Below are 25,315 nucleotides of genomic sequence, written 5' to 3'. Positions count from 1 at the left end.
GTGGGCACGCTACTCCCCTTCCACCACGGAATGAATGACCGGTGTCGGACACAATCGCGCGTCGTACCGAAAAGTGGGACGCAGGAGCCTTCAGCCCCTGGTCCGGCGCGCGTACACCGTGCTGAGCCACCAGATGTGCGCGCCGGTCCAGACCACCACGCCGACGGCGATGCCGATGCAGAGCGGGACCATGGCCGCCCATCCCGTCGAGGCGACCGCCACCATCACCCCACCCAGGAGGGTGAACTTCGCGACGTACAGGCCGACCCCGAACGGGAGCACGAGCTGCGGGTTGCGCGCATCCGCCCAGGCCAGGACCACGGTGGTGAGGACGTAGCTGGCCACGGTCACGGCCACCCCGGCCGCCACGCCCAGCGCCGCGTCCGCCCCGCCGAGAACGCCGCCCGCCACCGCGCCCAGGGCCGCCACCGCGGCGGAGGCGGCCAGCAGCACCGGCAGGTGGCGCAGCCGCCAGCCCCGGTCGTCGGTTGCCCGCGCCGCGTCCACCACGGGATCAGCCACGGGGGTACGCCGGGAAGGCGGCGACCAGCTCGGCCGCGTCGGCGGCGACCCGGGTGAGGGTGTCGACGCCGCCCGCAGCGGCGGGATCGGCGCGAACCGCGCGGGCGATCAGGGCCGCGACAAGGCGCATCTCCTCCTCGCCCATGCCCTGCGTGGTGACGCTCGGCGTGCCCACCCGGACGCCCGAGGCGACCATGGGCGGCTGCGGGTCGTACGGGATCGCGTTCTTGTTCAGGGTGATGGCCGCGGCGTCGCAGCGCGCCTCGGCCTCGGCCCCGGTCACCCCGGCCGCGCGCAGGTCGAGCAGGGCGAGGTGGGTGTCGGTGCCGCCGGAGACCGGCCGCATCCCCTCGGCGGCGAGCCCGGCGGCGAGCGCGCGGGCGTTGGCCACCACCTGCGCGGCGTACGCCCGGAACTCGGGCTGGGCGGCCTCGCGCAGGGCCACCGCCTTGGCCGCGACGGCGTGCATCAGCGGCCCGCCCTGGGTGAACGGGAAGACCGCCTTGTCGATCCGCTGAGCCAGCGACTCCCGGCACAGGATCATGCCGCCGCGCGGGCCGCGCAGCACCTTGTGCGTGGTGGCGCAGACGACGTCGGCGTACGGCACCGGCGACGGTACGGCCCGGCCGGCGACCAGCCCGATGAAGTGCGCGGCGTCCACCATCAGGTACGCGCCCACCTCGTCGGCGATCTCCCGGAACCGGGCGAAGTCGATCAACCGGGGATACGCCGTCGCCCCACAGATGATCATCTTGGGACGGTGGGCCCGGGCGAGATCGCGCACCTCGTCGTAGTCGATCAGCTCGGTGTCCTTGCGGACCCGGTAGCCGACCGTGCCGTACCACTTGCCGGAGAAGTTCACCCGGCTGCCGTGGGTCAGGTGCCCGCCGTGCGGCAGGTCCATCGCCAGCACCGTGTCCCCCGGCTGCACCAGCGCGGCGTACGCGGCGAGGTTGGCGTTCGCCCCGGAGTGCGGCTGGAGGTTGGCGTGCTCGGCGTCGAACAGCGCCTTCGCCCGGGCGATGCCGATCTCCTCCGCCCGGTCCACCTCGGCGCAGCCGCCGTAGTAGCGCCGGCCCGGGTACCCCTCGGCGTACTTGTTGGTCAGCGTCGAGCCGAGCGCGGCCAGCACCGCCGGGGAGGTCAGGTTTTCGCTGGCGATCAGTTGCAGGCCGCCGCGCAGCCGGTCCAGCTCGCCGAGCACCACCCCGGCGATCTCCGGATCGATGGTGCTGAGCTGCTCGAAGTCCGGCCCCCAGAAGGTGCTCCTCGCGTTCTCCACAGCGAAGGAGTCTACGGAGCCGCACACCGGGGGCCGTGAGATGCCTCGTCACCGGCGCGACCGGGGCACACCGGCGGGCGACTCGCGCCCCTGCTGCTGGCCGAGGGGCGCCAGGTGCGTTGCCTGGTTGGCCACGCCTACCGGGGGTGGTGTTCCCGTTGCACGCGATCGCCTTCGGCGGGCAGGCGGTTCAGTTGCCGGAGCGGGGGGCCGTGGCGCGCAGGGCCACCGACTCGCTGGGCGGGACGAAGTCGCGTACCGGCTGGTCCCGGAGGCCGTCGTGGAGGGTGCGGCCGACCAGGTCGACCAGCTCGGCCTGGACCGCCAGGCCGACCGCGTCCCGGGGATCGTCCGGGTTCGCCGCGATCGAGGCGACGGCAAGCTGCGGAGTGAAGGCGACCACGGTTTCCGTGCCGTTCCCCTCCGAGCTGCCGGTCTTGCCGGCCACCGGCCGGCCCAGCCGGCCGCGCAGGTCCCGGGCGGTGCCGTCGGAGCAGCCGCCGTACATCGACTGGTCGCCGACCGGGCACCGGGCCGCGTCGGCCGCGCCCCGGGCCACGTCCGTGTCGAGCACCTGTCGGCAGTCCGGGCGCCCGGCGGTGACCTCCCGCCCGGCGGCGTCGAGGATCCGGACCACCGGCGTGGGCGCGCACCACAGCCCCTCCGCCGCCACCGCCGCGTACGCCCCGGCGAGGTCGAGCGGGGTGGTGGCGGCGACGCCCAGCGTGAACGGGCCCCACTCCCGCGCGCCGTACCTGGCCATCCGGGCGTCGGACTCGGCGCGCAGCCGGATGCCGAGCCGCTCGGCCATCTCCACCACCCGGTCCGCGCCGACCCGCTCGGTCAGCCACGCGAAGTACGTGTTGACCGAGCGGCCGAACGCGTCCCACATGGTCCGGTAACCGTCCATCGCGATCGGGTCGGAGTTGACCGGGCACCAGCGGCCACGGCATTCGGCGGAGCCGCCGGTCACCGGAAAGCGGGTGACGATGCGGGACGGGGCGTCGAAGAGGGTGTCCAGCGGCAGTCCCGCCTCCAGCGCGGCGAGCACCGCGAAAATCTTGAACGTCGACCCGGCCTGGTACCCGTGGATGGTTCCGCCCCCAGCGACGAGCTGGTTGACGGTGTTCGGGCGGTTGCGCCAGCCCGGCGGGTTCTCCTCGACGCTGTAGTTCCGGTTCACCGCGAGGGCGAGCACCCGCCCCGTGCCCGGTTGCACCACGGCCGTCGGCGCGGTACGCGGGTCGTCAACGTCGTAGATCCGCAACACCTGCTCGGCCGCGGTCCGCTGCACCGCCGGGTCGAGCGACGTGACGATCCGGAAGCCGCCCCGGCGCAGGGTGCGCTGCCGCTCGTCGGCGGTGGCGCCGAACGCCTGCTGCTCGCTCCACCACCGGGTGAACCAGTCGCAGAAGAAGCCCCAGTCGTTGTGCTCCTGCGGGACCGCCGTGCAGTCGTTCGGCGTCGCGCTGGGCTTCAGGGCGAGCGGCTCGGCCTTCGCCGCCGCGGCCACGTCGGGCGCGACCTGGCCGGTTTCGACCAGCCGGTCCAGCACGTACGTCCGGCGGGCCAGCGCCGCGTCGGCGTCGCCGTTGATCGGGTCGTCGGTGTGCGGCGAGCGCACCAGCCCGGCCAGCAGGGCCGACTCGGCCAGGGTGAGCTGCGCCGGCAGCTTGGAGAAGTACCGCTTGCTGGCCGCACCCACCCCGTACGCGCCCGCGCCGAAGTAGGCGATGTTGAGGTAGCCGGCGAGGATCTGGTCCTTGCTCATCTCGTGCTCCAGCGCCAGGGCGTACCGCATCTCCTTGATCTTGCGGCTGAGGGTGACCTCGGTGGCCTTGGCCCGCTCCTCCTCGGTCAGCCCAGGGTCGCTGGCGAGCACGTTGCGCACGTACTGCATGGTCAGGGTCGACGCGCCCTGCCGGGGCGCGCCGTCGCGCCGGTTGGCGGTGAACGCCCGGACCACGCCCCGCACGTCCACGCCCGGGTGCTCGTAGAAGCGGACGTCCTCGGCGGCGACCACGGCCTGACGCATCGCCGGCGCCACCTGGGCCAGCGGCACGTCGACCCGGTCCTCCGTGTAGAAGGACGTGATCAGAGTGCGGCCGTCGTTGGCGTAGAGGGTGGACCGTTGCGCCGTCGGCGGCGTGAGCAGCGACGCCGGCAGGTCCGACCACGGCTCGGTGATCCCCCGGATGCCGAATCCGAAGACCAGGGCGGCCGGCAGTGCGGCCACCGCGAGCGCCAGCCCGGCGAGCACGCCGGCGATCACGATGGTCATCAGCTTGTTGAGACGACAGGCCCGGATCATCAGCTCTCCCCGCAGGAGCCGGTCAGGTGCGAACCCGTTCAGAATGACCCGGGCGGCAGCGCACCCGGCCGGTTTTCCCCAAAGGGGGACGAATTTCGCGAAAAAGACACGCGACGTGCCGGAGCCGCCGTGCCGAAGCCACCGCGCCGCGCCCTCGCCGAAGCCGCAGCGCCGTCAGGGCAGGACAGCGGCGTGCTGTCAGGGGCAGGACAGCGGCGCCGTCAGGGCAGCAGGGCGGCGGCCAGGGGGTGGACGGTCTCCTCGATCTCGTCTGCGACCCGGCTGAAGCACTGGTCGCCGCGCCCCCACGGGTCGTCGAGGTCGTCGGTGTGCAGCGGGGCCGCGCCCTGCCGGGCGGCGTGCGCGGCGGCCACCAGGGCCACGCCCCGGGCGTACACGGCGTCCCCCGTGGCGTCGGCCGGGGGCAGCCCGGCGGCGTCGACCGCCGCCAGCAGCCGGCCGAACTCACCGAGCACGAACGTGCGGGGCGCGGCGTCGGGGCGCAGCGCCACCACGTACTCCTGCTGGTCGGCGGTGGCGGTGAGCACCAGGTCCGCCGCGTCGATGAGGTCGGAGCGCAGCTTGCGGGCGGCGAAGCCGTCCACGTCGCCGCCCCGGGAGACCACCTGACGGGCCGCCGGCGGGTTCATCTCCTCGCCCGCGTGCCAGCCGCCGGTGCCTGCGCTGTGGCTGTGCAGCAGCCCGTCCGCGCCGATCGGGTCGATGCCGCGCCGCGCCAGCCGCTCGCGGACGGCCAGCGCCAGCAGCCGCTCCGCCATCGGTGAGCGGCAGATGTTTCCCATGCAGACGTGCAGGACGGTGAACGGAGGCACTCAGCCCACCTGGCTCTCGACGATGTCCGGCACGACGTCCCGCAGCTTCTCGACCGGGATCGCCCCGGCGCGCAGCAGCCTCGGCACCTCGCCGGTGAGGTCGACGATGGTGCTCGGCACCGGATCGGGACACGGCCCGGCCTCCAGGTACGCCCGGACGGTGTACCCGAGCTGCTCCCGGGCCGCCTCGGCGGTCACCGCCGCCGGCTGGCCGACCTTGTTGGCCGACGCCACCGCCATCGGGCCGGTCTCGCGCAGCACCTCCAGGGCCACCGGGTGCAGCGGCATCCGGACCGCGACGGTGCCGCTGTCGTCGCCGAGGTCCCACGACAGGCTCGGCGAGTGCTCCACCACGATCGTGAGCGCGCCCGGCCAGAACGCCTCGACCAGGTCGCGGGCCGACCGGGGCAGCGTGAAGACCAGGCCGTCGAGGGTGTGGCGGGACCCGATCAGCACCGGGGGCGCCTGCCGGGTGCCGCCCTTGGCGTCCGAGAGCGCCCTCACCGCGTACGGGGTGAAGGCGTCCGCGCCGATCCCGTAGACCGTGTCCGTCGGCAGGACGACCAGCTCGCCGTTCTTGACCGCCTCGATGGCAGCGGCGATGCCGCGGTCCCGGTCGGCGAGCGACCGACAGTCGTAGAGCATCACGAGGAGCCAGTCTGCCACGCCCCGGCCCGGTCGGTGTCCTCGGCGTGAACGGGTCCCACAGGTCCGGGTCCGCCCGCCGTCCCCGGTGTGCGGCAGGATGCCGGGAATCGGCGGCGGGCGGTCGCGAACCGGGGCCGTCCGGTCAGGTCCCGGTGCTCCACGATCTCCTCGTACCGGCCGTCGGCGGCCAGTAGCGCGGGCACCGCCGCGCCGTGCGTGTCGTCGTGCTCGACACCGAGCACCCCGCCGGGGCGGAGTAGCTGTGCGGCGCGGGCCAGCACCGGCCGGATCACGTCCAGCCCGTCCGCACCGCCGAAGACCGCCTCGTCCGGGTCGTGCGCCGCCACCTCCGGGGGCACCTGGACGGCCCTCGGCACGTACGGCGGGTTGCACAGCAACACGTCCACCCGCCCGACCAGCTCGCCGAGCAGGCCCGGATCGGTGACGTCGGCGGCCACCACCTCGACCGGCCGGTCCCCTGCGGCGGCCCGGTCGGCCGCGTTGCGGCGCAGCCACGCCAGCGCCGCCGGGGACCGCTCCACGGCCACCACCCGGGCGGCGGGTGCCTCCTGGGCCACCGCGAGGGCGATCGCTCCCGACCCGCTGCACAGGTCGACGACCAGCGGCCCACCGGCCGCCCCCTGGTCGCCCTCAGCCGTGGGGTCGCAGGCCCGCAGCCGGGCCTGGTCCACGCCCCAGCCGGCGAGCAGCTCGGTCTCCGGCCGGGGCACGAAGACGCCCGGACCGACCGCCAGCTCCAGGTGCCGGAAGGCGGCTCCGCCGGTGAGGTGTTGCAGCGGCTCCCGGGCCACCCGGCGGGCGACCAGGGCGTCGTACCGCTCGAGCTGGTCGGGGCTGAGGCCGTCGGCCAGCGCCAGCCGCCCCCGGGGCACGCCCAGCACGTGGGCGGCGAGCAGCTCGGCCTCGACGCGAGGCGACTCGATCCCCGCCGTGGCGAGAAGGCGGGCGGCGCGGGCCACCGCCACCGTGGGCCGACGGCGTTCTGACCCTTCGGACGGGTGTTGCGGGCGGGAGGTCACGACATAATCATGAAGCGTCGCGGGCCGCGCCATGAGTTGGTGCGTCCCTCCGCACACCGACAGGAGGTCGCGCGTGGGGTGGCTCAACCGGGTCAACGACCAGGTTGACGTCCTGACACGGGCTCGCGCGCTTCAGGAGGTGAGTCGCTCCGCTGAGTCGTGCCTCCTGCTCGACGGGGTGATCCGCAGCACCAGCGACCCGTACGCCCGGGCCGACGCGCTCGTGCAGCGCCTGTCCGCGTTGATCAATCTCGGGCGCACCGCCGAGTACACCCGGGCCATCGAGGAGGCGTCCGCCGCCGTGCGGGACCTCGCCGAGCCGTACCTGCACGGGCACCTCAACGCGCTGGCCGCGCTCGCCGCTCACCATCAGGGGGCGCTCGACCGGTGCGTCACCCACCTGGTGAAGGCGGCCCGGGCGCTGGGGGCGGTCGAGGACCCGGACCGGGACACCGCCTGGGGCTGGCACGACCTCGCGATGGCCTACTCCTACCTGAGCTTCCACGGGTACGCGCTCGGCGCCATCGAGCGCGCCCGCCAGCTCGGGCTGGCCGCCGGCATCCCCGAGGAGACCTTCGCCGCGCCCGGCATCCGGCTGCGCAACGCGGTCGCCCTCGACCACAACGGCGACAGCGACGGCTGCCTGCGGGTGCTCCGGGACGTCGCCGCCGACCTGGGCCGGTTCCTGCGCGGCGGGCGGGCCGACGAGCTGCGCCCGAGCAGCCTGGCCGCGTACGGCTACGCTGCCGCCCGCCGGGCCGCCCTCGGCGACCGGGTGGAGACCGCCACCGACGCCGACCCGAACCGGCTGCTCGGCCACGGCGCGGACAGCGCCCGGGCCCGGGACATGCGCCAGCTCGGCCAGGTGTGCCTGGCCATCGCGGCCGGCAACCCGATCGAGGCGATCACCCGGCTCGACACCGCCCGGGTCTCCAACGAGACGCTCGGCGCGGCGGAGCGGGCCCGGCTGCGCAGCATCGCGTACGGCCGGGCCGGCGACCACGCGGCGGCCCACCGGGCCGACCGGCACGCGTTCCGGCTCGCCGCGCAGCGCAACGACCGGCTGCGGGACGTCTACATCGACGGCATAGCCGCCCGGATCGACCACGAGGAGATGCGGCGGGAGGCGGCCCGGTTCGAGGGCGAGGCGCTCACCGACCCGCTGACCGGCCTGCCCAACCGTCGCCGGCTGGAGCGCTACATCGCGGCCGTGGTGGCCGGGGGCGAGCGGGTGGTGATCGGGGTCTGCGACCTGGACGGCTTCAAGGCGGTCAACACCCGCCACGGCCACCACTCCGGCGACCTGGTTCTCCAGCGCATCGCCGGGGTGATCAACCGGGTCATGCGCCGGGGCGACTTCGTGGCCCGCTACGGCGGCGACGAGTTCGTGGTGGTGCTCTCCGGGGCGGGAATGACCGAGGCGGCCGAGGTGGCCCGCCGCATCGAGGCGGCGGTGCGCACCGAGGACTGGGAGGCCCTGGTGCCCGGCACCCCGGTCGGGGTGACCATAGGGTTCGCCGAGGTCAGGGCCAGCGGCCCGGGCCTGCGCGACGCGCTCGGCGCGGCGTTCGAGACCGCCGACCGGGAGATGCTGGCCGCCAAGAACCGCTCCCGCGCCTCCTGAGGCCAGGGGGCCGCCTCCGGTGCGGTGACGGCCGGTCGGCCCCTGCCCACCTCAGGTGCGGTAGCCGCAGATCGGCCCGGCCCCGCCTCAGCGGCGGGTCAGCTCCGTGTCGCCGGCCAGTCGGGCGGCGCGATCGGCGTCGGCCAGGGCGTCCAGCACACCGTCCAGCTCGCCGGCGAGGGCCAGGTCGAGGTTGTACGCCGTGTAGCCGATTCGGTGGTCGGTGATCCGGTTCTGCGGGAAGTTGTACGTGCGGATGCGCTCCGAGCGGTCCACGGTACGCACCTGCGCCTTGCGGGCGTCCGAGGCGGCGGCGTCGGCCTGCTCCTGGGCGGCGGCCAGCAGCCGGGCCCGCAGGATGCGCATCGCCTGCTCGCGGTTCTGTAGCTGGGACTTCTCGTTCTGGCAGGAGACCACGATCCCGGTCGGCACGTGGGTGATCCGTACCGCCGAGTCGGTGGTGTTCACGGACTGCCCGCCCGGCCCGGACGAGCGGAACACGTCGATCCGCAGGTCGTTCGGGTCGACGCTCACGTCGACGTCCTCGGCCTCGGGCAGCACCAGCACGCCGGCGGCGCTGGTGTGGATGCGTCCCTGCGACTCGGTGACCGGGACACGCTGCACCCGGTGCACCCCGCCCTCCCACTTGAGTCGCGACCACACGCCGTTGCCGCCCTCCGGGACGCCCTTGGTCTTGATCGCCAGCGAGACGTCCTTGACCCCGCCCAGGTCGGAGTCCTGCGCGTCGATGACCTCAGTGAGCCAGCCGCGACGCTCGGCGTACCGGGTGTACATCCGCAGCAGGTCTCCGGCGAACAGGGCGGACTCCTCGCCGCCCTCGCCGGCCTTGATCTCGACGATCACGTCCTTGGCGTCGTGCGGGTCGCGCGGGATCAGCAGCTCGGCGAGGCGTTCCTCCAGCGCGGGCAGCCCGGCGGCGATCGACTCCGTCTCGGCGGCGAAGGACGGGTCCTCGGCGGCCAGTTCCCGCGCCGCAGCCAGGTCGGCGCGGGCCTGCTCCAGCTCGGCAGCCGCCTTGTGCAGCGGCGACAGCTCCGCGTAGCGGCGGCCGACCCGACGGGCGGCGTTCTGGTCCGCGTGGATCGCCGGGTCCGCGAGGCGCTTCTCCAGCTCGGCGTACTCGTCGAGGAGGGCCGCCAACCGCTCACTGCTCATGCTCGGGGTGCTCCTTCGACGACGAGGGCCCGACCGGCGACAACCGGATGTGCGGGGCAATACGGACAGCGCCCGCGCCCGGCAGGAAGCCGGACGCGGGCGCCGAACGTGGAGCTACTTGGCCTTCTTGGCCTGAACCTTGGCGTACTTCTGCTGGAACTTGGCGACCCGGCCGGCCGTGTCGAGAACGCGCTGCTTACCGGTGTAGAACGGGTGGCAGGCGCTGCAGGTCTCGACGTGGATGGAACCGCCCTTGGCGGTGCTGCGGGTCGTGAAGGTGCTGCCGCAGGAGCAGCTGACCGCGGTGGTCGTGTACTCCGGGTGGATGTTGGGCTTCATGTCGCCTCGGTCCTCTCACTTGGTGGTCGCCGGGTCGCCGTGCGGCCCCGACGCGTGGCGCGCGTCGGGCTCGGGCGTGAACCGGAACCGGTGGCCGATTGACCAGTGTGCCATGGGCATGAGCCGACCATCCAGGCGGGCCGCACAGCAGGTCCGGCTTCGTCAACGTGCCTGTCCCCTCCCGCATTCCCACGACGCAAGGAAGGGCACCTTTTAACGCCTCCGGTAGAGCAGGATCCCCTTCTCACGTCCCCCGAGCGCCGGGCGGTCGCGAGCAGCTCGTTGGGCACAGGGCGCGTACCGTGCGGAAGGGCACGGTCGCCGGCGACCGTGCCCTTCGGCGCGTGCTACCGGGTCACTCCCCCGGTGTGGACTTGGCGATCTGCATCAGGAACTCGATGTTGGTACGGGACTGCTTGAGCCGGTCCAGCAGCAGGTCCAGCGCCGCCTGCGAGTCCAGCGAGTGCAGGACCTTACGGAGCTTGTGGATGATGGCCAGTTCCTCCGGCGCGAGCAGGATCTCCTCCTTACGCGTGCCGGACGGGTGGATGTCGATGGCCGGGAAGGTGCGCTTGTCGGCGATCTTCCGGTCCAGCTTCAGCTCCGCGTTGCCGGTGCCCTTGAACTCCTCGAAGATGACCGTGTCCGCCATGGAACCGGTCTCCACCAGCGCGGTGGCGAGGATGGTCAGCGAGCCGCCGTTCTCGATGTTGCGGGCCGCACCCAGGAAGCGCTTCGGCGGGTAGAGCGCGGTGGAGTCGATACCACCCGACATGATCCGGCCGGAGGCCGGCGCCGCCAGGTTGTACGACCGACCGAGCCGGGTCACCGAGTCGAGCAGCACGACCACGTCGTGCCCCAGCTCGACCAGCCGCTTCGCCCGCTCGATCGCCAACTCCGCCACCGTCGTGTGGTCCTGCGGCGGACGGTCGAACGTGGCCGCGATGACCTCGCCCTTCACCGACCGCTGCATGTCGGTGACCTCTTCGGGCCGCTCGTCCACCAGCACCACCATCAGGTGGCACTCCGGGTTGTTGTGCGTGATGGCGTTCGCGATCGCCTGGAGCACCATCGTCTTGCCTGCCTTCGGCGGCGAGACGATCAGCGCCCGCTGGCCCTTGCCGATCGGCATGACCAGGTCGATGACCCGCGTCGTCAGGATGTGCGGCTCGGTCTCCAGCCGCAGCCGCTCCTGCGGGTACAGCGGGGTCAGCTTGTAGAACTCCGGCCGCCGCCGCGCCTCGTCCGGCTCCATCCCGTTGATCGTGTCGAGCCGCACCAGCGGGTTGTACTTGTCCCGCCGCTGCTCGCCGTCCCGGGTCGTCCGCACCGCACCGGTGATCGCGTCACCGCGGCGCAGGCCGTACCTCTTGATCTGGGACATCGAGACGTAGACGTCGTTCGGGCCGGCCAGGTAGCCGGTGGTCCGGACGAAGGCGTAGTTGTCGAGCACGTCGATGATGCCGGCGACCGGGACGAGGACGTCGTCCTCGCTCACCTGCGGCTCGCGACCGCCGCCAGCGGCCGCGCCGTCGCCTTCGCCACGCTCGCCCCGGCCCCGACGGCGGTCCCGGAAGCGGCTGCGCCGGCCCCGCCGGCCGCCGTTCTCGTCGTCGTCGTCACCGCCGTTGTCCCGCTCGGCGCGCTGACCCCGGTCGTTACGGTCGTTGCGGTCGCCGCGGTCGACCCGCTCGTTGCGGTCAACGCGCTCGGCCCGGTCACCACGGTCGGTGCGCTCGGTCCGGTCGTTGCGCTCGGCCCGGTCGGTGCGCTCGGCCCGGTCGGTGCGGTCACCGCGCTCGTTGCGGTCACCGCGCTCGGCCCGGTCACCGCGGTCGGCCCGCTCGCCGCGCTCCGTGCGCTCGGCCTGGTCCCGGCCGCCCCGGCCCTCGCCGCGTTCCCGGCGCCCGTCAACCCGCTCGGCGGGCTCCGGGGCGGTCACGCTCGGGGACTCCTCGGCCCGGGTCTCGGCCGGCCGGGACTCCGCCTCGGCGGGCCGGGACTCGGCCACAGCAGCGGTCCGGCTACGCCGGGCCCGGGTCCGGCCCTCGGCCGGGGCGGCAGCCGGCTCGGCCGGCGTCCGGTTCTGATCGGTGCCCGACGGGGCCTGGGAGACCTCGGCGCGCACCTCCTCGCGGGCGGGAGCGGCGGCGGCCGCCGCGACCTCGGCCCGCGGTCGAGGGGTCCCGGCGGCGGCGCCGCCCTGCCGCTCGGAAATCGCGCTGATCAGCTCGCCCTTGCGCATGCGAGCCGTACCGGAGATGCCGAGCGACGCGGCCAGGCTCTGGAGCTCCGGCAGCAGCATCGCCGACAGGCCGGTGCCGCTACGCCGACGACGGGTGGGGGCAGCGGCGGTGGCATCGCCAGCGACGTTGGAAACATCCGACGTCACGTCGGTGGTGTCGCTCAATGGATTCCTTCCCTCGATAGGCCGGGACTGCCCGGAGTCGACAAGCAGATGGCCGGGCGGCCTCGGTGCACCCGCCTCGCATGACGCGTCGCGGGAGACTGTGACACAGCAGCCGGCCGGTTTCCCGACTCACCAACCTCGGTGAGCAGGTCTCGTCGTCTGCGGCGACCTGCGGAAACTGCGGTGCGGCGTGGGCCTTAGGCAGGGGTGACGGGCTGACCGCCGAGAGCTTCGGGGGTGCGCCGACCCGCAGGAGGATCGCATGCTTCGCGGCTGTGCTAAGTCTAGAGCGTAATCAACTCTTCCGACCTGCGGCAACAGGGTCCCGCTCGGCGTGTTCAAGTCTACCCCGTGCGACCCGCGCTCCGCGCCTGTCTATACCCAACGGCCAGACCTGCCAACCTGCCCCCGGCGCGAAATATTCCGGGGGCTCGGTCAGCGCCAGCACGGTCGGACCGGCCCCACTGACCACCGCCGCCACACCGGCCGCACGGAGCACGCCGACCAGGGCGGACGAGTCCGGCATCCCGGCGGCGCGGTAGTCCTGGTGCAGCCGGTCGACCGTGGCGGGCAGCAGCAGCGCCGGCTCGGCGGTCAGGGCGTGCACCAGCAGCGCCGCCCGGCCGGCGTTGAACGCGGCGTCGCCGTGCGGGACGGCCGCCGGCAACGCGGCCCGGGCCTCGGCGGTCAGCCCGCGCTCGGCGGGCACGAAGACGATCGGGCGCACCCCGTCGGCCACGGCCAGCGACACCGCCCGGGCGTCGGCCGGCTCCGTCCAGGCGATCGTGAAGCCGCCGAGCAGGCAGGGCGCGACGTTGTCGGGATGCCCCTCGATCTGGGCCGCCAGCCGCAGCGCGCCCGCGTCGTCCAGCCGGGCCACGCCGTCGACGACCAGGGCCCGGGCCAGCAGCACGCCGGCCACGATGGCCGCCGACGAGGAGCCCAGCCCCCGGGCCTGGGGGATCCGGTTGACGCACTCCACCGCGAGGCCCGACGGCTGACCACCCAGCGCGTCGAAGGCGGCCCGCATGGCCCGGACGACCAGGTGCGTCTCGTCGTCGGGCAGCTCACCCGCGCCCTGCCCGGTCACCGTCACCCGGACGCCGTCGGGCACCACCTCGGCGGCCACGTCGTCGTGCAGGCCGAGTGCCAAACCCAGCGCGTCGAACCCCGGCCCGAGGTTGGCGCTGGTGGCGGGAACCCGGACCTTCACCGGCCCGGACACGAATGTCGTCGGCACGCCGCTCATGCTAGGCCGCCGGGCCACCACCGCGCCGGCCCGCCCGGCCCGTGGGACGTGACCGCCTTCGCTAGCTGACGCCCGACGGGTCCGAACGAGGGGGGGCACCCCTCACGCCCCCGTCGGGGTGGATTCGGCAACCGGGTCGGACAGCGACAGCCGCCGGGTGGCGATCCGCCAGCCGAGCGCGTAGACCAGCGTCACCAGGCCGCAGCCGGCCAGCACCACCCGCTCGTCAACCAGGTCCACCACCCCGGCCACCACGAGCTGGCTCACCGAGATGGCGAGCGTGGCCAGCATCATGTCGGTGGCGAAGACCCGGCCGCGCAGCCGGTCCGGCACCTCGCCCTGGAGGGCGAAGTTCGACATCACCCAGTTGCTCCCGCCGGCGAAGTGCGCCACGAACACCAGCGCCAGCACCAGCGGGAACCAGTCCACCACCGAGGTGCCCAGGTAGGCCAGGCCGTACAGGGACATCGACAGCGCCAGGCCGGGCAGCAGCCAGGCCCGGTTGGTCAGCACCCGCCGCATCAGGATCGGGCCGACCAGGGCGCCCGCGCCGCGTACCGCGAAGAGCAGGCCCACGCCGATCGCGCCCACCCCGTACACGCCGGCGAGCAGCGGGAAGACGGTCAGCACGCCGTTGCCCAGGCCGACCGCCGACTTCACCGTGACCAGGCCGAGCACCCGGGGGCGGTGCCCGATGTAGCCGAGCGCCTCCCGGATCGCCGCCCAGGTGCGCTGCGCCGGCGCGTCGGCTGCGCGGGGGGCCTGCAACGGGCGGCGGATCAGCGCGGCCAGCCCCGCCGCCAGCGTCAGGCCGCCTGCGGCCACCCAGAAGCAGGCGTACGGGCCGGCGGCGGCGCTGAGCACGCCGCCCAGCGACGCGCCGACCACGGTCATGGTGCCCCAGGCCGAGCCGGCGACCGCGTTGCCGGCGGCCAGCTCCTGCGGATCGAGGACGTTGGGCAGGGCCGCCTGGGCGGCCGGCGAGTAGAACGCCTTCGCCACCGCGATCACGGCGATCGCCACCATCGCCAGCCACGCCGTCCCCGGGCCGCGGACGCCGAGCAGCAGCAGGGCCCCGAGCAGCGCGGCGGCGTTGGCCGCCATCATGACCTTCTTACGGTCGAACCGGTCCGCGACCGTCCCCGTGTACGGCAGCAGCAGCGCCACCACGCCGGTGTCCAGGGCGAGCACGAGGGCACCCCAGACCCCGCTGCCGGTCAGCTTCGGCAGCAGGACGAGCAGCGGCACCATGACGAACCAGTCCGCGCCGAAGACCACCAGCTCGGCCAGGAAAAGGTTGCGGAAGCTGCGGTTGCGGACCAGGACCGAGAGGGTGGGCGACACGTCCGGGAACCCTACCCTCCGGGCTGCGGTGCGCCTGCCTGCCGCAGCAGCTCGCTCGGCGATCGCGTCGTGCGCCCGGCTCAGGTCGTCGTGGACCTCGGTGGCGTCGTGCCGGACCAGGTCGGTGCGCCCAGCTGTGGTTGCCCACCTCGTGCCGGCCGAGCCGGCCGCGCAGCAGGCCCGCGTGCTGCCGCGCTCGCTGCCCGGCCAGGAAGAACGTTGCCGGCACGGTGTACCGGTCCAGGGTGTCGAGCACCATCGGGTTCACTGTGGGCGCGGGCCGTCGTCGAAAGTGAGCGCCACCAGCCGCTGTGCGGTCCGCCGCCCCCACCGGCCAGCGCCGTCCGCCACGGCCCGCTCCCCGCCGAACAGCGGGTCACCCCCGGTGACCCGACACCGTCAGTGTGCGGCATCCGACTCATCGTGCCTGGTCGGACAGGCGACGCAGCCGTACGCCGAACGCCCCCGCCGGACGGTGTCCCGGCGGGGGCGTTCTTGGTCGTGGCGGCTACTCGGCCGGCGGCAGCGGCGACTGCCGGCTCTTCGGCAGGCGAAGCACCTCGAACTGGTCGGTGCCGTCCACCAGGGCCGCCGACGGCGTGGGCCGGGCGGGGGCGGCCGGCGCGGCGGCGGGGACGGGCTCGCCGGCCGGCGGCGTACCGCCGTCGCCAATGGACTCCGCCGCTGGAGCGCCCCGGCGGCGGAGCCGGCGGGCCCGCAGCGACTCCTTGGTGTTCTCCACCATCGTGTAGAGGGTCGGAACCAGGATCAGGGTGAGCAGGGTGGAGCTGAGCAGGCCACCGATCACCACGATCGCCAGCGGCTTGGAGATGAAGCCGCCCTCCCCGGTCAGGCCGAACGCCATCGGCAGCAGCGCGAAGATCGTCGCGACGGCGGTCATCAGGATCGGGCGCAGCCGGCGTCGGCCGCCCTCGACAACCGCCTCGTTGACCCCCATGCCCTGCGCCCGGTACTGGTTGATCAGGTCCAGCAGCACGATCGCGTTGGTCACCACGATGCCGACCAGCATCAGCACGCCGATCAGCGCTGGCACGCCCAGCGGGGTGCCGGTGGCCAGCAGCAGGCCGATCGCGCCGGTCGCCGCGAACGGAACCGAGATCAGCAGGATCAGCGCCTGGGTCAGGCTGCGGAACGTCGCCACCATGATCAGGAACACGATCGCGATGGCCGCGAGCACGGCCAGCCCCAGGTCGGCGAACGCCTCGCTCTGGTCGGCGCTGACGCCGCCGATGCTCATCGTCGCGCCGGGAACGTCGATGGCGTCCAGCTTCTTCTGGAGCTCCTTGGTGGTCGCGCCGAGGTTGCTGCCGGTCGCCGTGCCGGTGACCGTGACGCTGCGCTCCCCGTCGATGCGGGTCACCTGCTGCGGCCCCTCGGCCTGGGTGATGTCGGCGATGTCGTCCAGCCTCACCGGGCCGACGCGCAGCTCCCGCAGCTCCTCCACCGTCAGCGGCGGCTGCGCGCCGGAGCGCAGCACCACGTCCTGCTGGCCGTCGTCGAGGGTGACCTGCCCCAGCGGGGTGCCCCGGTACACCTGGGCGACGAGCTGCCCGACGGCCGCCTCGGTGAGTCCCGCCCGCGCCGCGGCCAGCCGGTTCACGGTCACGTCCACCCGCGGCACCCGCTCGGCCAGGCTGGTCGAGACGTCCTCGACGTCGGCCGTGGCGGTCATGGCGGCCCGCGCCTGCTCGGCCGCCTGGGCCAGCACCTCGGAGTCGGCCGCCTGCACGACGACCTCCAGTTGGTTGGTCGACCCGCCCCCGTCGGCCCCGCCGAAGCTCACCTCGCCGACGGCGGCGCCGAGGGAGTCGAACTCGCGGCGCAGGGCCTCCTTCACCTCGGCCACGTCGGTCTCGCCGTCGAGCGTGACGGAGAAGGTGGCGGCGTTGTTGCCGCCGCCGCCCGCCCAGGGCTGGTCGTTGCCCCCAGCGCTCACCTGGTACGTCTCGACGCCGTCGGCTCGGTCCAGCACCGCCTCGACCCGGCGGGCCGCCTGGTCGGTGGCGACCAGCCCGCTGCCGGCCGGAAGCTGCTGGGTGATGGTCAGGGTGTCCTGGCCGGAGTCGTCCAGGAAGTTGGTCTTGAGCGTGCTGGACAGGAGCAGCGTGCCGAGCAGCACCAGCAGCCCCAGCCCGGAGGTGATCCAGCGGGTCCGCCGGCTGCCGGTGGCGAACCCGATCACCGGCAGGTACGCCCGCTGCAACGGGCTGCGCAGCTCCTTCTCCTCGGCGACCCGGCGCTCGGCCTCGTCGTCCGCCCCGCCCCGCTTCGACTTCAAGAACCAGTACGCCAGCACGGGGATCACCGTGAGCGAGACCAGCAGCGAGGCGAGCAGGGCCACCGTCACGGTGATCGCGAACGGCGCGAAGAGCTGCCCGACGAAACCGCCGACCAGCGCGATCGGGGCGAAGACGGCGACCGTGGTCAGCGTCGACGCGGTCACCGCGCCGGCCACCTCGCGGACCGCGGTGAGGATCGCCGCCCGCTTCGGCTCGCCGTACTCCAGGTGGCGTTTGATGTTCTCCAGCACCACGATCGAGTCGTCGACCACCCGGCCGACCGCGATGGTCAGCGCACCGAGGGTGAGCAGGTTGAGCGAGTAGTCGCCGATCCAGAGCGCGATGAGCGCCACCAGCACCGAAAGCGGGATGGACACGGCGGTGACCACGGTCGAGCGCACCGACAGCAGGAAGACCAGGATGACCACGACCGCCATGACCAGGCCCAGCAGGCCCTCGGTGGTGAGGCTCTCGATGGACTTCTCCACGAACGGGGCCTGGTCGAACACGACGGTCAGCTCAGCGCCGGAGGCCGAACGCAGGTCGGCGAGGCGTTCGCGGATCTCGTGGGAGATCTCGACGGCGTTGCCGTCCGGTGCGGCCGTGACGGCGATGCCGAGGCTGTCCCGGCCGTTGGTGCGGGTGAACGAGGTGGCCGGGGCGAGCTGCTGCGCCACGGTCGCCACGTCGCCGAGCTTCACCGGGGCGGCCTTCGGCGCGGTCGGAACCAGCACGATGCCCTTGAGGTCGTCGAGGGAGCGGATCGGCGTACCCACTCCGACGATGAGCGCCCGCGACCCGTCGCTGACCGCGCCGGCCGGCACGGCGACGCCGTTGGTCTTCAGGGCGGTGCCGATCGCGGTCGGCGCGAGCTTCGCGGCGGCCAGCTTCGCCGGGTCCGGGGTGACCGTGACGACCTGGTCGCGGGTGCCGGTCACGACAACGGTGCGGACCCCGTCGATCGCCTCCAGCTCCGGTACGACGGCGTCGCGCAGCCGGTCGGCCAGCACCCGCTCGTCGCCGCCGCCGGACGCGGCGAGCACCACGGCCGGAAGGTCGTCGGTGGTGCCGGTCAGGACCTGCGGGTCGACGCTTTCGGGGAGCTGGCTGTCGATCCGGTTCAGCGCAGTCTCCATCTTGTTGACCACGTTGTCCAGGTCGGTGCCGAACGTGAACTCCACCTCGACCGTGGACGAGCCCTCGCGGGAGGTGGAGGTGACCTTCTCCACCCCGGGGATGCCCTGGAGGCTGTTCTCGATCGGCTCGGTGACCTGCGACTCGACGATCTCGGGCGCGGCGCCGGGGTAGACCGCCACGACGAACGCGCCCGGGAACTCCAGCGACGGCAGGAGTTGCTGCTTCAACGACGGGACGGCGAACAGACCGAACAGCGTCGTGACCACCGCGATGAGGGCGACCAGCCCTCGGTTGGCGAGGCTGAATCTGGCGAGCAGCGACATCGGCGTGGCTCACTCCTGGAAGAGGAAGGCGGGACAGCTCGTTAGCAAGGAGTGTGCCCGATCCGATCTCTCCCGCCGGGGCCAGGGTCGCGCCGACCCACCGGGTGACGTGTCGCGTCCGTCGCCGCGCGGCCCGGCGGCCGGCGGGCTCAGGCCAGGTCGAGGGAGCGGGCGGCGGCGAGGGCGTCGTTGCCGATGGTGATCGGGGCGGGGGCCGTGGAGATCGCCCACTCCGGGTCCTTCAGGCCATGGCCGGTGACCGTGCAGACGACCGTCGAGCCAGCCGGCACCCGACCGGCGGCGGCCTGCTGGAGCAGCCCGGCGACGCTGGCCGCGCTGCCCAGCTCCACGAAGGCGCCGACCTCGCGGGCCAGCAGCCGGTACGCGGCCAGGATCTCCCGGTCGCTGACGGCGGCGATCAGGCCGCCGGAGGCGTCCCGGGCGTCGACGGCCTTCGTCCAGCTCGCCGGGTTGCCGATCCGGATCGCGGTGGCGATGGTCGACGGCTCGTGCACCACCTGACCGGTGACGATCGGAGCGGCCCCAGCCGCCTGAAAGCCGTACATCTTCGGGGTCTTCGTGGCGTTGCCGTCGTGCAGGTCCTCGGAGTAACCCATCCAGTACGCGGAGATGTTGCCGGCGTTGCCGACCGGCAGGCAGTGGATGTCGGGCGCGTCGCCGAGCGCCTCGACGATCTCGAACGCGGCCGTCTTCTGACCGTGCAGCCGGTCGGGGTTGACCGAGTTGACCAGCGCGACCGGGTAGTCCTGGGCCAGCTTGGCGGCCAGCGCCAGGCAGTCGTCGAAGTTGCCGGTGACCTGGAGCAGCCGTGCGCCGTGCACCAGCGCCTGGGCCAGCTTGCCGAGGGCGATCTTGCCCTGTGGCACCAGCACGGCGCAGGTGATCCCGGCGCGGGCCGCGTACGCCGCGGCGGAGGCGCTGGTGTTGCCGGTCGAGGCACAGATGATCGCCTTGTCGCCGTGCTCGACGGCCTTGGAGACCGCCAGCGTCATGCCCCGGTCCTTGAACGAGCCGGTCGGGTTGGCACCCTCGACCTTGAGGTAGACGTCGCAGCTGAGCCGGGCGGAGAGCACCGGCGCGGGCAGCAGCGGGGTGTTCCCCTCGTGCAGGGTGACGACCGGAGTGGCGTCGGTGACCGGCAGCCGGTCCCGGAACGTCTCGATCAGACCCCGCCACATGTCGCTCTCCTCGCCTCTACCGCCCCGCCGACCCGGGGCATCCCCCAGCGTGGACCAGCCTCGCCGACCCACGCACGCCACACCCGCGCATAACCACCAGGCGAGACGCGAACACGCCCCGCCGCCCGCCGTGTCACCAGGCGAGACGCCCGCGACCTGCCGCCCGGCGGCGCGGTCAGGCTCCGCCCTCGACCCGCAGCACGCTCGCCACCGACCGCACGATGTCCAGCCCGCGCAGCTCCCGCACGGTGGCGGCGAGCGCGGCGTCGCGCGCCACATGGGTGACGATGACCAGCTCGGCATCGCCGGCGCCGGCCGGGCCGTCCGCCGAGCCCTGCCGGACGGTGGCGATGGACACGTCGTGCCGGGCGAACACCCCGGCCACCGCCGCGAGCACGCCGGGACGGTCGGCCACGTCGAGGCTGATGTGGTACCGCGTCAGGGCCTCCCCCATCGGCCGCACCGCCAGGTCCGCGTACGCCGACTCGCTGGGCGCGCGCACCCCGGCGAGCCGGTTGCGGGCCACCGCCACCACGTCGCCGAGCACCGCGCTGGCGGTCGGCGCGCCGCCCGCGCCCCGGCCGTAGAACATGAGCTGCCCGGCCGCCTCGGCCTCCACGAAGACCGCGTTGAACGCGTCACCGACGCTGGCCAGCGGGTGGCTCCGGGGGATCATCGCCGGGTGCACCCGGACGCTGACCGTCTCCTTGCCGGCGGCGTCGCGGCCCCGGGCTGCGATGCAGAGCAGCTTGATCGTGCAGCCCATCCCCTTGGCGCTGGCGACGTCGGCGGCGGTGACCTCGGTGATCCCCTCACGGTGCACGTCGGCGGCGGTGACCCGGGTGTGGAACGCCAGCGAGGCGAGGATGGCCGCCTTGGCCGCGGCGTCGAAGCCCTCCACGTCGGCCGTCGGGTCGGCCTCCGCGTAGCCCAGCTCGGTGGCCTCCTCCAGCGCCTCGGCGAAACCGGCGCCGGTGGCGTCCATGGCCGAGAGGATGAAGTTGGTGGTGCCGTTGACGATGCCGGTGACCCGGTTGACCCGGTCGCCGTGCAGCGAGTCGCGCAGCGGGCGCAGCAGCGGGATGGCCCCGGCGACCGACGCCTCGTAGTAGAGGTCCGCACCGCCCTCGGCCGCCGCGTCGTGCAGGGCCGCGCCGTCCTCGGCGAGCAGCGCCTTGTTGGCGGTGACCACGCTCTTGCCCGCCCGCAGCGCCTCGACGAGCCAGCCCCGGGCCGGCTCGATCCCGCCGACGACCTCCACCACCACGTCGACGTCGTCCCGCTTGATCAGGCCGAGCGGGTCGGTGGTGAACAGCGCCTCGTCGACCGGCAGGCCGCCCCGGGCTCGACCGAGCCGGCGCACGGCGATCCCGGCGATCTCCAGGGGAGCGCCGATGCGGGCCGCGAGGTCGGCCGACTGCTCGTGCAGCAGCCGCACCACCTCGCTGCCGACCGTTCCGCAGCCGAGCAGCGCCAAGCGCACAGGTGAGGTCATCCGACGTCCAATGCGAGCAGGTCCTCTTCCGTCTCCCGCCGGACGATCAGTCGCGCCCGGCCGTCGCACACCGCCACCACCGCAGGACGGGGCACGTGGTTGTAGTTGCTGGCCATGCTCCGGCAGTAGGCACCCGTGCCGGGCACCGCGACAAGATCTCCGGCCTGCACGTCAGCGGGCAGGAATTCATCCTTCACCACGATGTCCCCGGACTCACAGTGCTTTCCCACCACGCGGGCGAGCAGCGGCTCGGCCGCCGAGGCCCGGGAGGCCAGCGTGGCCGAGTACGACGCGTCGTACAGCGCGGTGCGGATGTTGTCGCTCATCCCCCCGTCCACGCTCACGTACGTCCGGATGCCGTCGACGTTCTTGACCGTGCCGACCTCGTAGAGCGTGAACACCGCCGGGCCGACGATGGCCCGGCCCGGCTCGATGGACAGGCGCGGCACGGCCAGCCGCTCGGCGGCGCACTCCCCGTCGACGATCTTGCGCAGCCGCTTGGCCAGGTCCTGCGGGGCGGCCGGGTCGTCCTGGGTGGTGTACGCGATGCCGAACCCGCCGCCCAGGTCCAGCTCGGGCAGCTCGACGCCCCGGGCGTCGCGGATCTGCGCCTGCAGGGCGAGCACCCGCCGGGCGGAGACCTCGAAGCCGCTGGCATCGAAGATCTGCGAACCGATGTGCGAGTGCAGCCCGAGCAGGTCGAGCACGCCCTCGTCGATGACCTTGAACGCGGCTGCCGCCGCCGCCCCGCCGGCCAGGGAGAAGCCGAACTTCTGGTCCTCGTGGGCGGTGGCGATGAACTCGTGGGTGTGCGCCTCCACGCCGACGGTGACCCGGATCAGCACGCCGGGACGGACCCCGCGCTCGCGGGCCAGCGCGGTGAGCCGGTCGATCTCGGTGAACGAGTCGAGGACGATCCGCCCCACCCCCGCGTCCAGCGCCCGGGTCAGCTCGGCCACCGACTTGTTGTTGCCGTGGAAGCCGATCCGCTCCGCCGGCATTCCGGCCGACAGCGCGGTGGCCAGCTCGCCGCCGGTGCAGACGTCGAGGAACATGCCCTCCTCGGCGATCATCCGCACCACGGCCCGGCACAGGAACGCCTTGCCCGCGTAGTAGACGTCGGCGTCCGGGAAGGCGGCCCGGAAGTCCCGGCAGCGCGAGCGGAGGTCGTCCTCGTCGAGGACGTACACCGGGGTGCCGAACTCGGCCGCGATCTCGCGGACGCCGAGCCCGCCGACGGCGAGCGCGCCATCGACGGCCCGGGTCACCGTACGCGGCCACAGCGGCGGCACCAGGGCGTTGACGTCGGCCGGGGGACGCAGCCACGCCGGTCCCCGGCTGCCGATCTCGCCGTGCAACGCGCCGGCCTCGTGTGCCCGCATCAGCTCTCTCCACTTCGCGACTGCGAAACCCGCAAGCTCACTCCCCGCGCTCGCACGCGATCACGTCCCTGCCTGGCAACCCGGGCTCGCATGCGATCACATCCTCTCGGGCGCGGACACGCCGAGCAGGCGCAGCCCGTTGGCGATCACCGTGCGGGTGGCGTCGTTGAGCCAGAGCCGGGCCCGGTGCAGGTCGGTGACCTCCTCGTCGCCGCGCGGCAGGATCCGGCAGTTGTCGTAGAACCGGTGGTACGCCCCGGCCAGTTCCTCCAGGTACCGGGCCACCCGGTGCGGCTCGCGCAGCTCGGCGGCGGTGGCGACCACGGCGGGGAACTCGGCGAGCGCCTTGAGCAGGTCGTTCTCCCTGTCGTGGGCGAGCAGCTCGGGACGGAACGCCTCGGCGTCGCCCCGGATCAGCCCCACCTCGGCGGCGTTGCGGCCCACGCTGGCGGTGCGGGCCGCCACGTACTGCACGTAGTAGACCGGGTTGTCCCGGGTGGCCCGGGTCCACAGCTCCACGTCGATGTCGATCGGCGAGTCGCTGGAGTAGCGGGCCAGCGCGTACCGGGAGGCGTCCACGCCGATCGCGTCGACCAGGTCCTCCAGGGTGACAACGGTGCCGGCCCGCTTGCTCATCCGCACCGGCTGCCCGTCGCGGAGCAGGTTGACGAGCTGGCCGATCAGGATCTCCAGGGTCACGGCCGGGTCGTCGCCGAAGCAGGCCGCCATGGCCCTCATCCGGCCGATGTACCCGTGGTGGTCGGCGCCCAGCATGATCACCACGCGGTCGAAGCCGCGCTCGCGCTTGTCGAGGTAGTACGCGCAGTCCGCCGCGAAGTACGTCCACTCGCCGTTGGACTTGCGCAGCACCCGGTCCTTGTCGTCGCCGAAGTCCGTGGTGCGCAGCCAGGTGGCCCCGTCGGTGTCGAAGACGTGGCCCTGCTCGCGCAGCCGGGCCAGGGCCTGGTCCAGCTCGCCCCGGTCGTGCAGGTCCTTCTCGTTGAAGTACGTGTCGAACTCCACCCCGAAGTCACGCAGCGAGGACTTGATCTCGGAGAACATCAGCGCCACGCCCTCGACCCGGAACACCTCCTGAGCGGCGTCGTCGGCCAGCTCCAACACGTCGGGCCGGCGGGTGCGGACCTCGGTGGCGATCTCCGCGATGTACGCGCCGCCGTAGCCGTCCTCCGGGGCGGGCTCGCCCTTCGCGGCGGCGAGCAGGGACCGGGCGAACCGGTCGATCTGGGAGCCGGCGTCGTTGAAATAGTATTCCGTGCCGACGTCCGCGCCAGTGGCGCGCAGCAGCCGGCTCAGCGCGTCGCCGACGGCGGCCCAGCGGACCCCGCCGATGTGCACCGGGCCGGTCGGGTTGGCCGAGACGAACTCCAGGTTGATCTTCTGGCCGGCGAGGGCCGTGCTGCGGCCGTACGCCGGGCCGGCCTCGACGATCGACCGGGCGAGCTGGCCGGCGGCGGCGGCGTCGAGTCGGATGTTGAGGAAGCCCGGGCCAGCGATCTCCACGGACTTGATCCCGGCGGCCCGGCCGAGCTGCTCGGCCAGCGCCGTGGCCAGCTCCCGCGGGGGCACGCCCACCTTCTTGCTCAGCTGGAGGGCGAGCGTCGAGGCGTAGTCGCCGTGCTCGGGATTGCGCGGTCGCTCGACGGCGGTGCGCCCCGGAAGCACGGAGCTGTCCAGGCCCCGGTCGGTGAAGACTGCGTGGGCTGCGGAGAGGACGACCTCGGCCAGTTCTGCGGGAGTCACCGAACCATGTTATCGGGGGTAGACTCGGTCACTCGGCGGCGACCCTGCGCGTGAAATCCGACCCGCCACCCACTCTGACCGACCGACCTGACGAGGCACGATGAGCATCAGCACCCCGGGCGGCCCGGAACGCCGTCCGACCGTGGTCACCACCGGCAAGAAGCCGGCGGCGGGCCGGCCGGCGCCCGGCGCCAAGGCCGGGGCCGGCAAGTCGACCGGCGACGCCCCACGCCCCGCCGCGGGCGGCAAGGGCAAGGGCCCCCGCAAGCCGATCGCCCCGGTGAAGGTGAGCCAGGGCCGCTCGTGGGGCCCGATCGCGCTGTTCACCGCGGTCGGCGTGCTCGCCGTCGGCATCATCGGCTTTGGCGCCTGGGCGACGTTCCAGGGCTCGAAGCCGTGGGAGGACCGGGCCGCCGACATCAGCGGCATCGTCAACTTCCGCAAGACGGACCCGGAGCTGGTCAAGGGCAGCAACCACCAGCAGGGCCCGATCAAGTACGCGCAGTCCCCGCCGGTGGCGGGCCCGCACAACGCCACCTGGCAGAACTGCATGGGCGACGTCTACGATGCCCCGATCGCCAACGAGCACGCGGTGCACAGCCTGGAGCACGGCGCGGTGTGGATCACCTATCGCCCCGACCTGCCGGCCGACCAGGTGGCGACGCTCAAGAGCAAGGTCGCGGGCCAGGAGAAACTGATGCTCAGCCCGTACGAGGGGCTGGACAAGCCGATCTCGCTCCAGGCCTGGGGGTACCAGCTCAAGGTCGACAACGCCGACGACAGCCGGATCGACGAGTTCATCAAGACGCTGCGGGTGAACGCTTCGATCGAGGGTCCGACCGCCAACTGCGGGCAGCCGGGCATCACCGCCACCGGCACCACGCCGCGTGAAGGCGCCCAGATGCCCACCCAGTAGTTCCGGTTACCCGCCGGATTCCGC

18 protein-coding genes and 1 pseudogene are annotated in these 25,315 nt (G+C 73.4%); 2 read left to right on the top strand and 17 right to left on the bottom strand.

Annotated features, from left to right (window positions below; all coding sequences use genetic code 11):
* Nucleotides 1-90: 90 nt before the first annotated feature.
* The 6 genes from E1258_RS00585 to prmC form a co-directional block, all read right to left on the bottom strand.
* The gene (locus E1258_RS00585) at nt 91-522 is read right to left on the bottom strand and encodes a hypothetical protein (protein ID WP_132395763.1); all 432 of its coding nucleotides are present in this window, start codon (nt 520-522) and stop codon (nt 91-93) included.
* Nucleotides 515-1,804, bottom strand: a complete 1,290-nt coding sequence (glyA, locus tag E1258_RS00580) for a serine hydroxymethyltransferase (RefSeq protein ID WP_207919345.1) — start codon at nt 1,802-1,804, stop codon at nt 515-517. Before glyA ends, E1258_RS00585 begins: the two co-directional genes overlap by 8 nt.
* A gap of 190 nt (nt 1,805-1,994) precedes the next feature.
* Complete coding sequence (locus E1258_RS00575; protein ID WP_132395759.1) at nt 1,995-4,115, bottom strand: transglycosylase domain-containing protein; 2,121 nt, start codon at nt 4,113-4,115, stop codon at nt 1,995-1,997.
* A gap of 221 nt (nt 4,116-4,336) precedes the next feature.
* A complete protein-coding gene (locus E1258_RS00570; protein ID WP_132395757.1) occupies nt 4,337-4,948 on the bottom strand; it encodes a phosphotyrosine protein phosphatase in 612 nt (203 codons plus the stop codon).
* The gene (locus E1258_RS00565) at nt 4,949-5,593 is read right to left on the bottom strand and encodes an L-threonylcarbamoyladenylate synthase (protein ID WP_132395812.1); all 645 of its coding nucleotides are present in this window, start codon (nt 5,591-5,593) and stop codon (nt 4,949-4,951) included. It abuts the gene before it with no gap.
* Entirely contained in the window at nt 5,593-6,669 is a 1,077-nt protein-coding gene (prmC, locus tag E1258_RS00560) for a peptide chain release factor N(5)-glutamine methyltransferase (protein ID WP_371688546.1), read from the bottom strand. The genes E1258_RS00565 and prmC overlap by 1 nt, the downstream gene beginning before the upstream one ends.
* 40 nt (nt 6,670-6,709) lie before the next feature.
* Between prmC and E1258_RS00555 the strand changes: the two genes are divergently transcribed.
* Nucleotides 6,710-8,260 carry a diguanylate cyclase gene (locus E1258_RS00555; protein WP_132395755.1) on the top strand — a complete coding sequence of 517 codons (1,551 nt, stop codon included), beginning with the start codon at nt 6,710-6,712 and terminating at the stop codon, nt 8,258-8,260.
* Between the two features lie 87 nt (nt 8,261-8,347).
* Here the strand turns inward: E1258_RS00555 and prfA are convergent, their stop codons facing one another.
* From prfA to argS, 11 genes and pseudogenes are all read right to left on the bottom strand, one after another.
* Entirely contained in the window at nt 8,348-9,436 is a 1,089-nt protein-coding gene (gene prfA / locus E1258_RS00550; protein ID WP_007072706.1) for a peptide chain release factor 1, read from the bottom strand.
* Nucleotides 9,437-9,550: 114 nt separating this feature from the next.
* Nucleotides 9,551-9,775: a 50S ribosomal protein L31 gene (gene rpmE / locus E1258_RS00545; RefSeq protein ID WP_007072707.1), complete on the bottom strand. Its 225-nt coding sequence runs from the start codon at nt 9,773-9,775 to the stop codon at nt 9,551-9,553.
* Between the two features lie 355 nt (nt 9,776-10,130).
* Nucleotides 10,131-12,185 carry a transcription termination factor Rho gene (gene rho / locus E1258_RS00540; protein ID WP_132395753.1) on the bottom strand — a complete coding sequence of 685 codons (2,055 nt, stop codon included), beginning with the start codon at nt 12,183-12,185 and terminating at the stop codon, nt 10,131-10,133.
* Nucleotides 12,186-12,480: 295 nt separating this feature from the next.
* Nucleotides 12,481-13,434: a homoserine kinase gene (thrB, locus tag E1258_RS00535; RefSeq protein ID WP_371688545.1), complete on the bottom strand. Its 954-nt coding sequence runs from the start codon at nt 13,432-13,434 to the stop codon at nt 12,481-12,483.
* Nucleotides 13,435-13,536: 102 nt separating this feature from the next.
* Nucleotides 13,537-14,778, bottom strand: a complete 1,242-nt coding sequence (locus E1258_RS00530; RefSeq protein WP_132395749.1) for an MFS transporter — start codon at nt 14,776-14,778, stop codon at nt 13,537-13,539.
* A 178-nt stretch (nt 14,779-14,956) separates the two neighbouring features.
* Nucleotides 14,957-15,037: pseudogene (locus tag E1258_RS35625) on the bottom strand (hypothetical protein); the annotation flags it as partial.
* Nucleotides 15,038-15,286: 249 nt separating this feature from the next.
* Entirely contained in the window at nt 15,287-18,538 is a 3,252-nt protein-coding gene (locus E1258_RS00520) for an efflux RND transporter permease subunit (RefSeq protein WP_132395747.1), read from the bottom strand.
* 149 nt (nt 18,539-18,687) lie between these two features.
* Nucleotides 18,688-19,737, bottom strand: coding sequence for a threonine synthase (gene thrC / locus E1258_RS00515; protein WP_132395745.1), 1,050 nt, complete (start codon nt 19,735-19,737; stop codon nt 18,688-18,690).
* A 175-nt stretch (nt 19,738-19,912) separates the two neighbouring features.
* A complete protein-coding gene (locus E1258_RS00510) occupies nt 19,913-21,220 on the bottom strand; it encodes a homoserine dehydrogenase (protein WP_207919347.1) in 1,308 nt (435 codons plus the stop codon).
* A gap of 8 nt (nt 21,221-21,228) precedes the next feature.
* Nucleotides 21,229-22,614 (bottom strand): diaminopimelate decarboxylase, encoded by a 1,386-nt coding sequence (gene lysA, locus E1258_RS00505; RefSeq protein ID WP_132395741.1) that lies wholly within the window; start codon nt 22,612-22,614, stop codon nt 21,229-21,231.
* A gap of 96 nt (nt 22,615-22,710) precedes the next feature.
* The gene (gene argS, locus E1258_RS00500; protein ID WP_132395739.1) at nt 22,711-24,375 is read right to left on the bottom strand and encodes an arginine--tRNA ligase; all 1,665 of its coding nucleotides are present in this window, start codon (nt 24,373-24,375) and stop codon (nt 22,711-22,713) included.
* Between the two features lie 100 nt (nt 24,376-24,475).
* Between argS and E1258_RS00495 the strand changes: the two genes are divergently transcribed.
* Complete coding sequence (locus E1258_RS00495) at nt 24,476-25,291, top strand: DUF3105 domain-containing protein (protein WP_132395737.1); 816 nt, start codon at nt 24,476-24,478, stop codon at nt 25,289-25,291.
* Nucleotides 25,292-25,315: the final 24 nt, after the last annotated feature.

Source organism: Micromonospora sp. KC207 (assembly GCF_004348615.1).
Classification (GTDB): Bacteria; Actinomycetota; Actinomycetes; order Mycobacteriales; family Micromonosporaceae; genus Micromonospora.
Note: the sequence above shows the minus strand (reverse complement) of the source record. Positions and strands in the feature narration are given on the sequence as shown.

What these genes read in the sequence shown, in the direction of transcription:
- E1258_RS00575 (WP_132395759.1), bottom strand. Translation starts at nt 4,115, where the DNA reads ATGATCCGGGCCTGTCGTCTCAACAAGCTGATGACCATCGTGATCGCC.
- E1258_RS00565 (WP_132395812.1), bottom strand. Translation starts at nt 5,593, where the DNA reads ATGCTCTACGACTGTCGGTCGCTCGCCGACCGGGACCGCGGCATCGCC.
- prmC (WP_371688546.1), bottom strand. Translation starts at nt 6,669, where the DNA reads ATGGCGCGGCCCGCGACGCTTCATGATTATGTCGTGACCTCCCGCCCG.
- prfA (WP_007072706.1), bottom strand. Translation starts at nt 9,436, where the DNA reads ATGAGCAGTGAGCGGTTGGCGGCCCTCCTCGACGAGTACGCCGAGCTG.
- rpmE (WP_007072707.1), bottom strand. Translation starts at nt 9,775, where the DNA reads ATGAAGCCCAACATCCACCCGGAGTACACGACCACCGCGGTCAGCTGC.
- thrB (WP_371688545.1), bottom strand. Translation starts at nt 13,434, where the DNA reads ATGAGCGGCGTGCCGACGACATTCGTGTCCGGGCCGGTGAAGGTCCGG.
- E1258_RS00520 (WP_132395747.1), bottom strand. Translation starts at nt 18,538, where the DNA reads ATGTCGCTGCTCGCCAGATTCAGCCTCGCCAACCGAGGGCTGGTCGCC.
- thrC (WP_132395745.1), bottom strand. Translation starts at nt 19,737, where the DNA reads ATGTGGCGGGGTCTGATCGAGACGTTCCGGGACCGGCTGCCGGTCACC.
- lysA (WP_132395741.1), bottom strand. Translation starts at nt 22,614, where the DNA reads ATGCGGGCACACGAGGCCGGCGCGTTGCACGGCGAGATCGGCAGCCGG.
- E1258_RS00495 (WP_132395737.1), top strand. Translation starts at nt 24,476, where the DNA reads ATGAGCATCAGCACCCCGGGCGGCCCGGAACGCCGTCCGACCGTGGTC.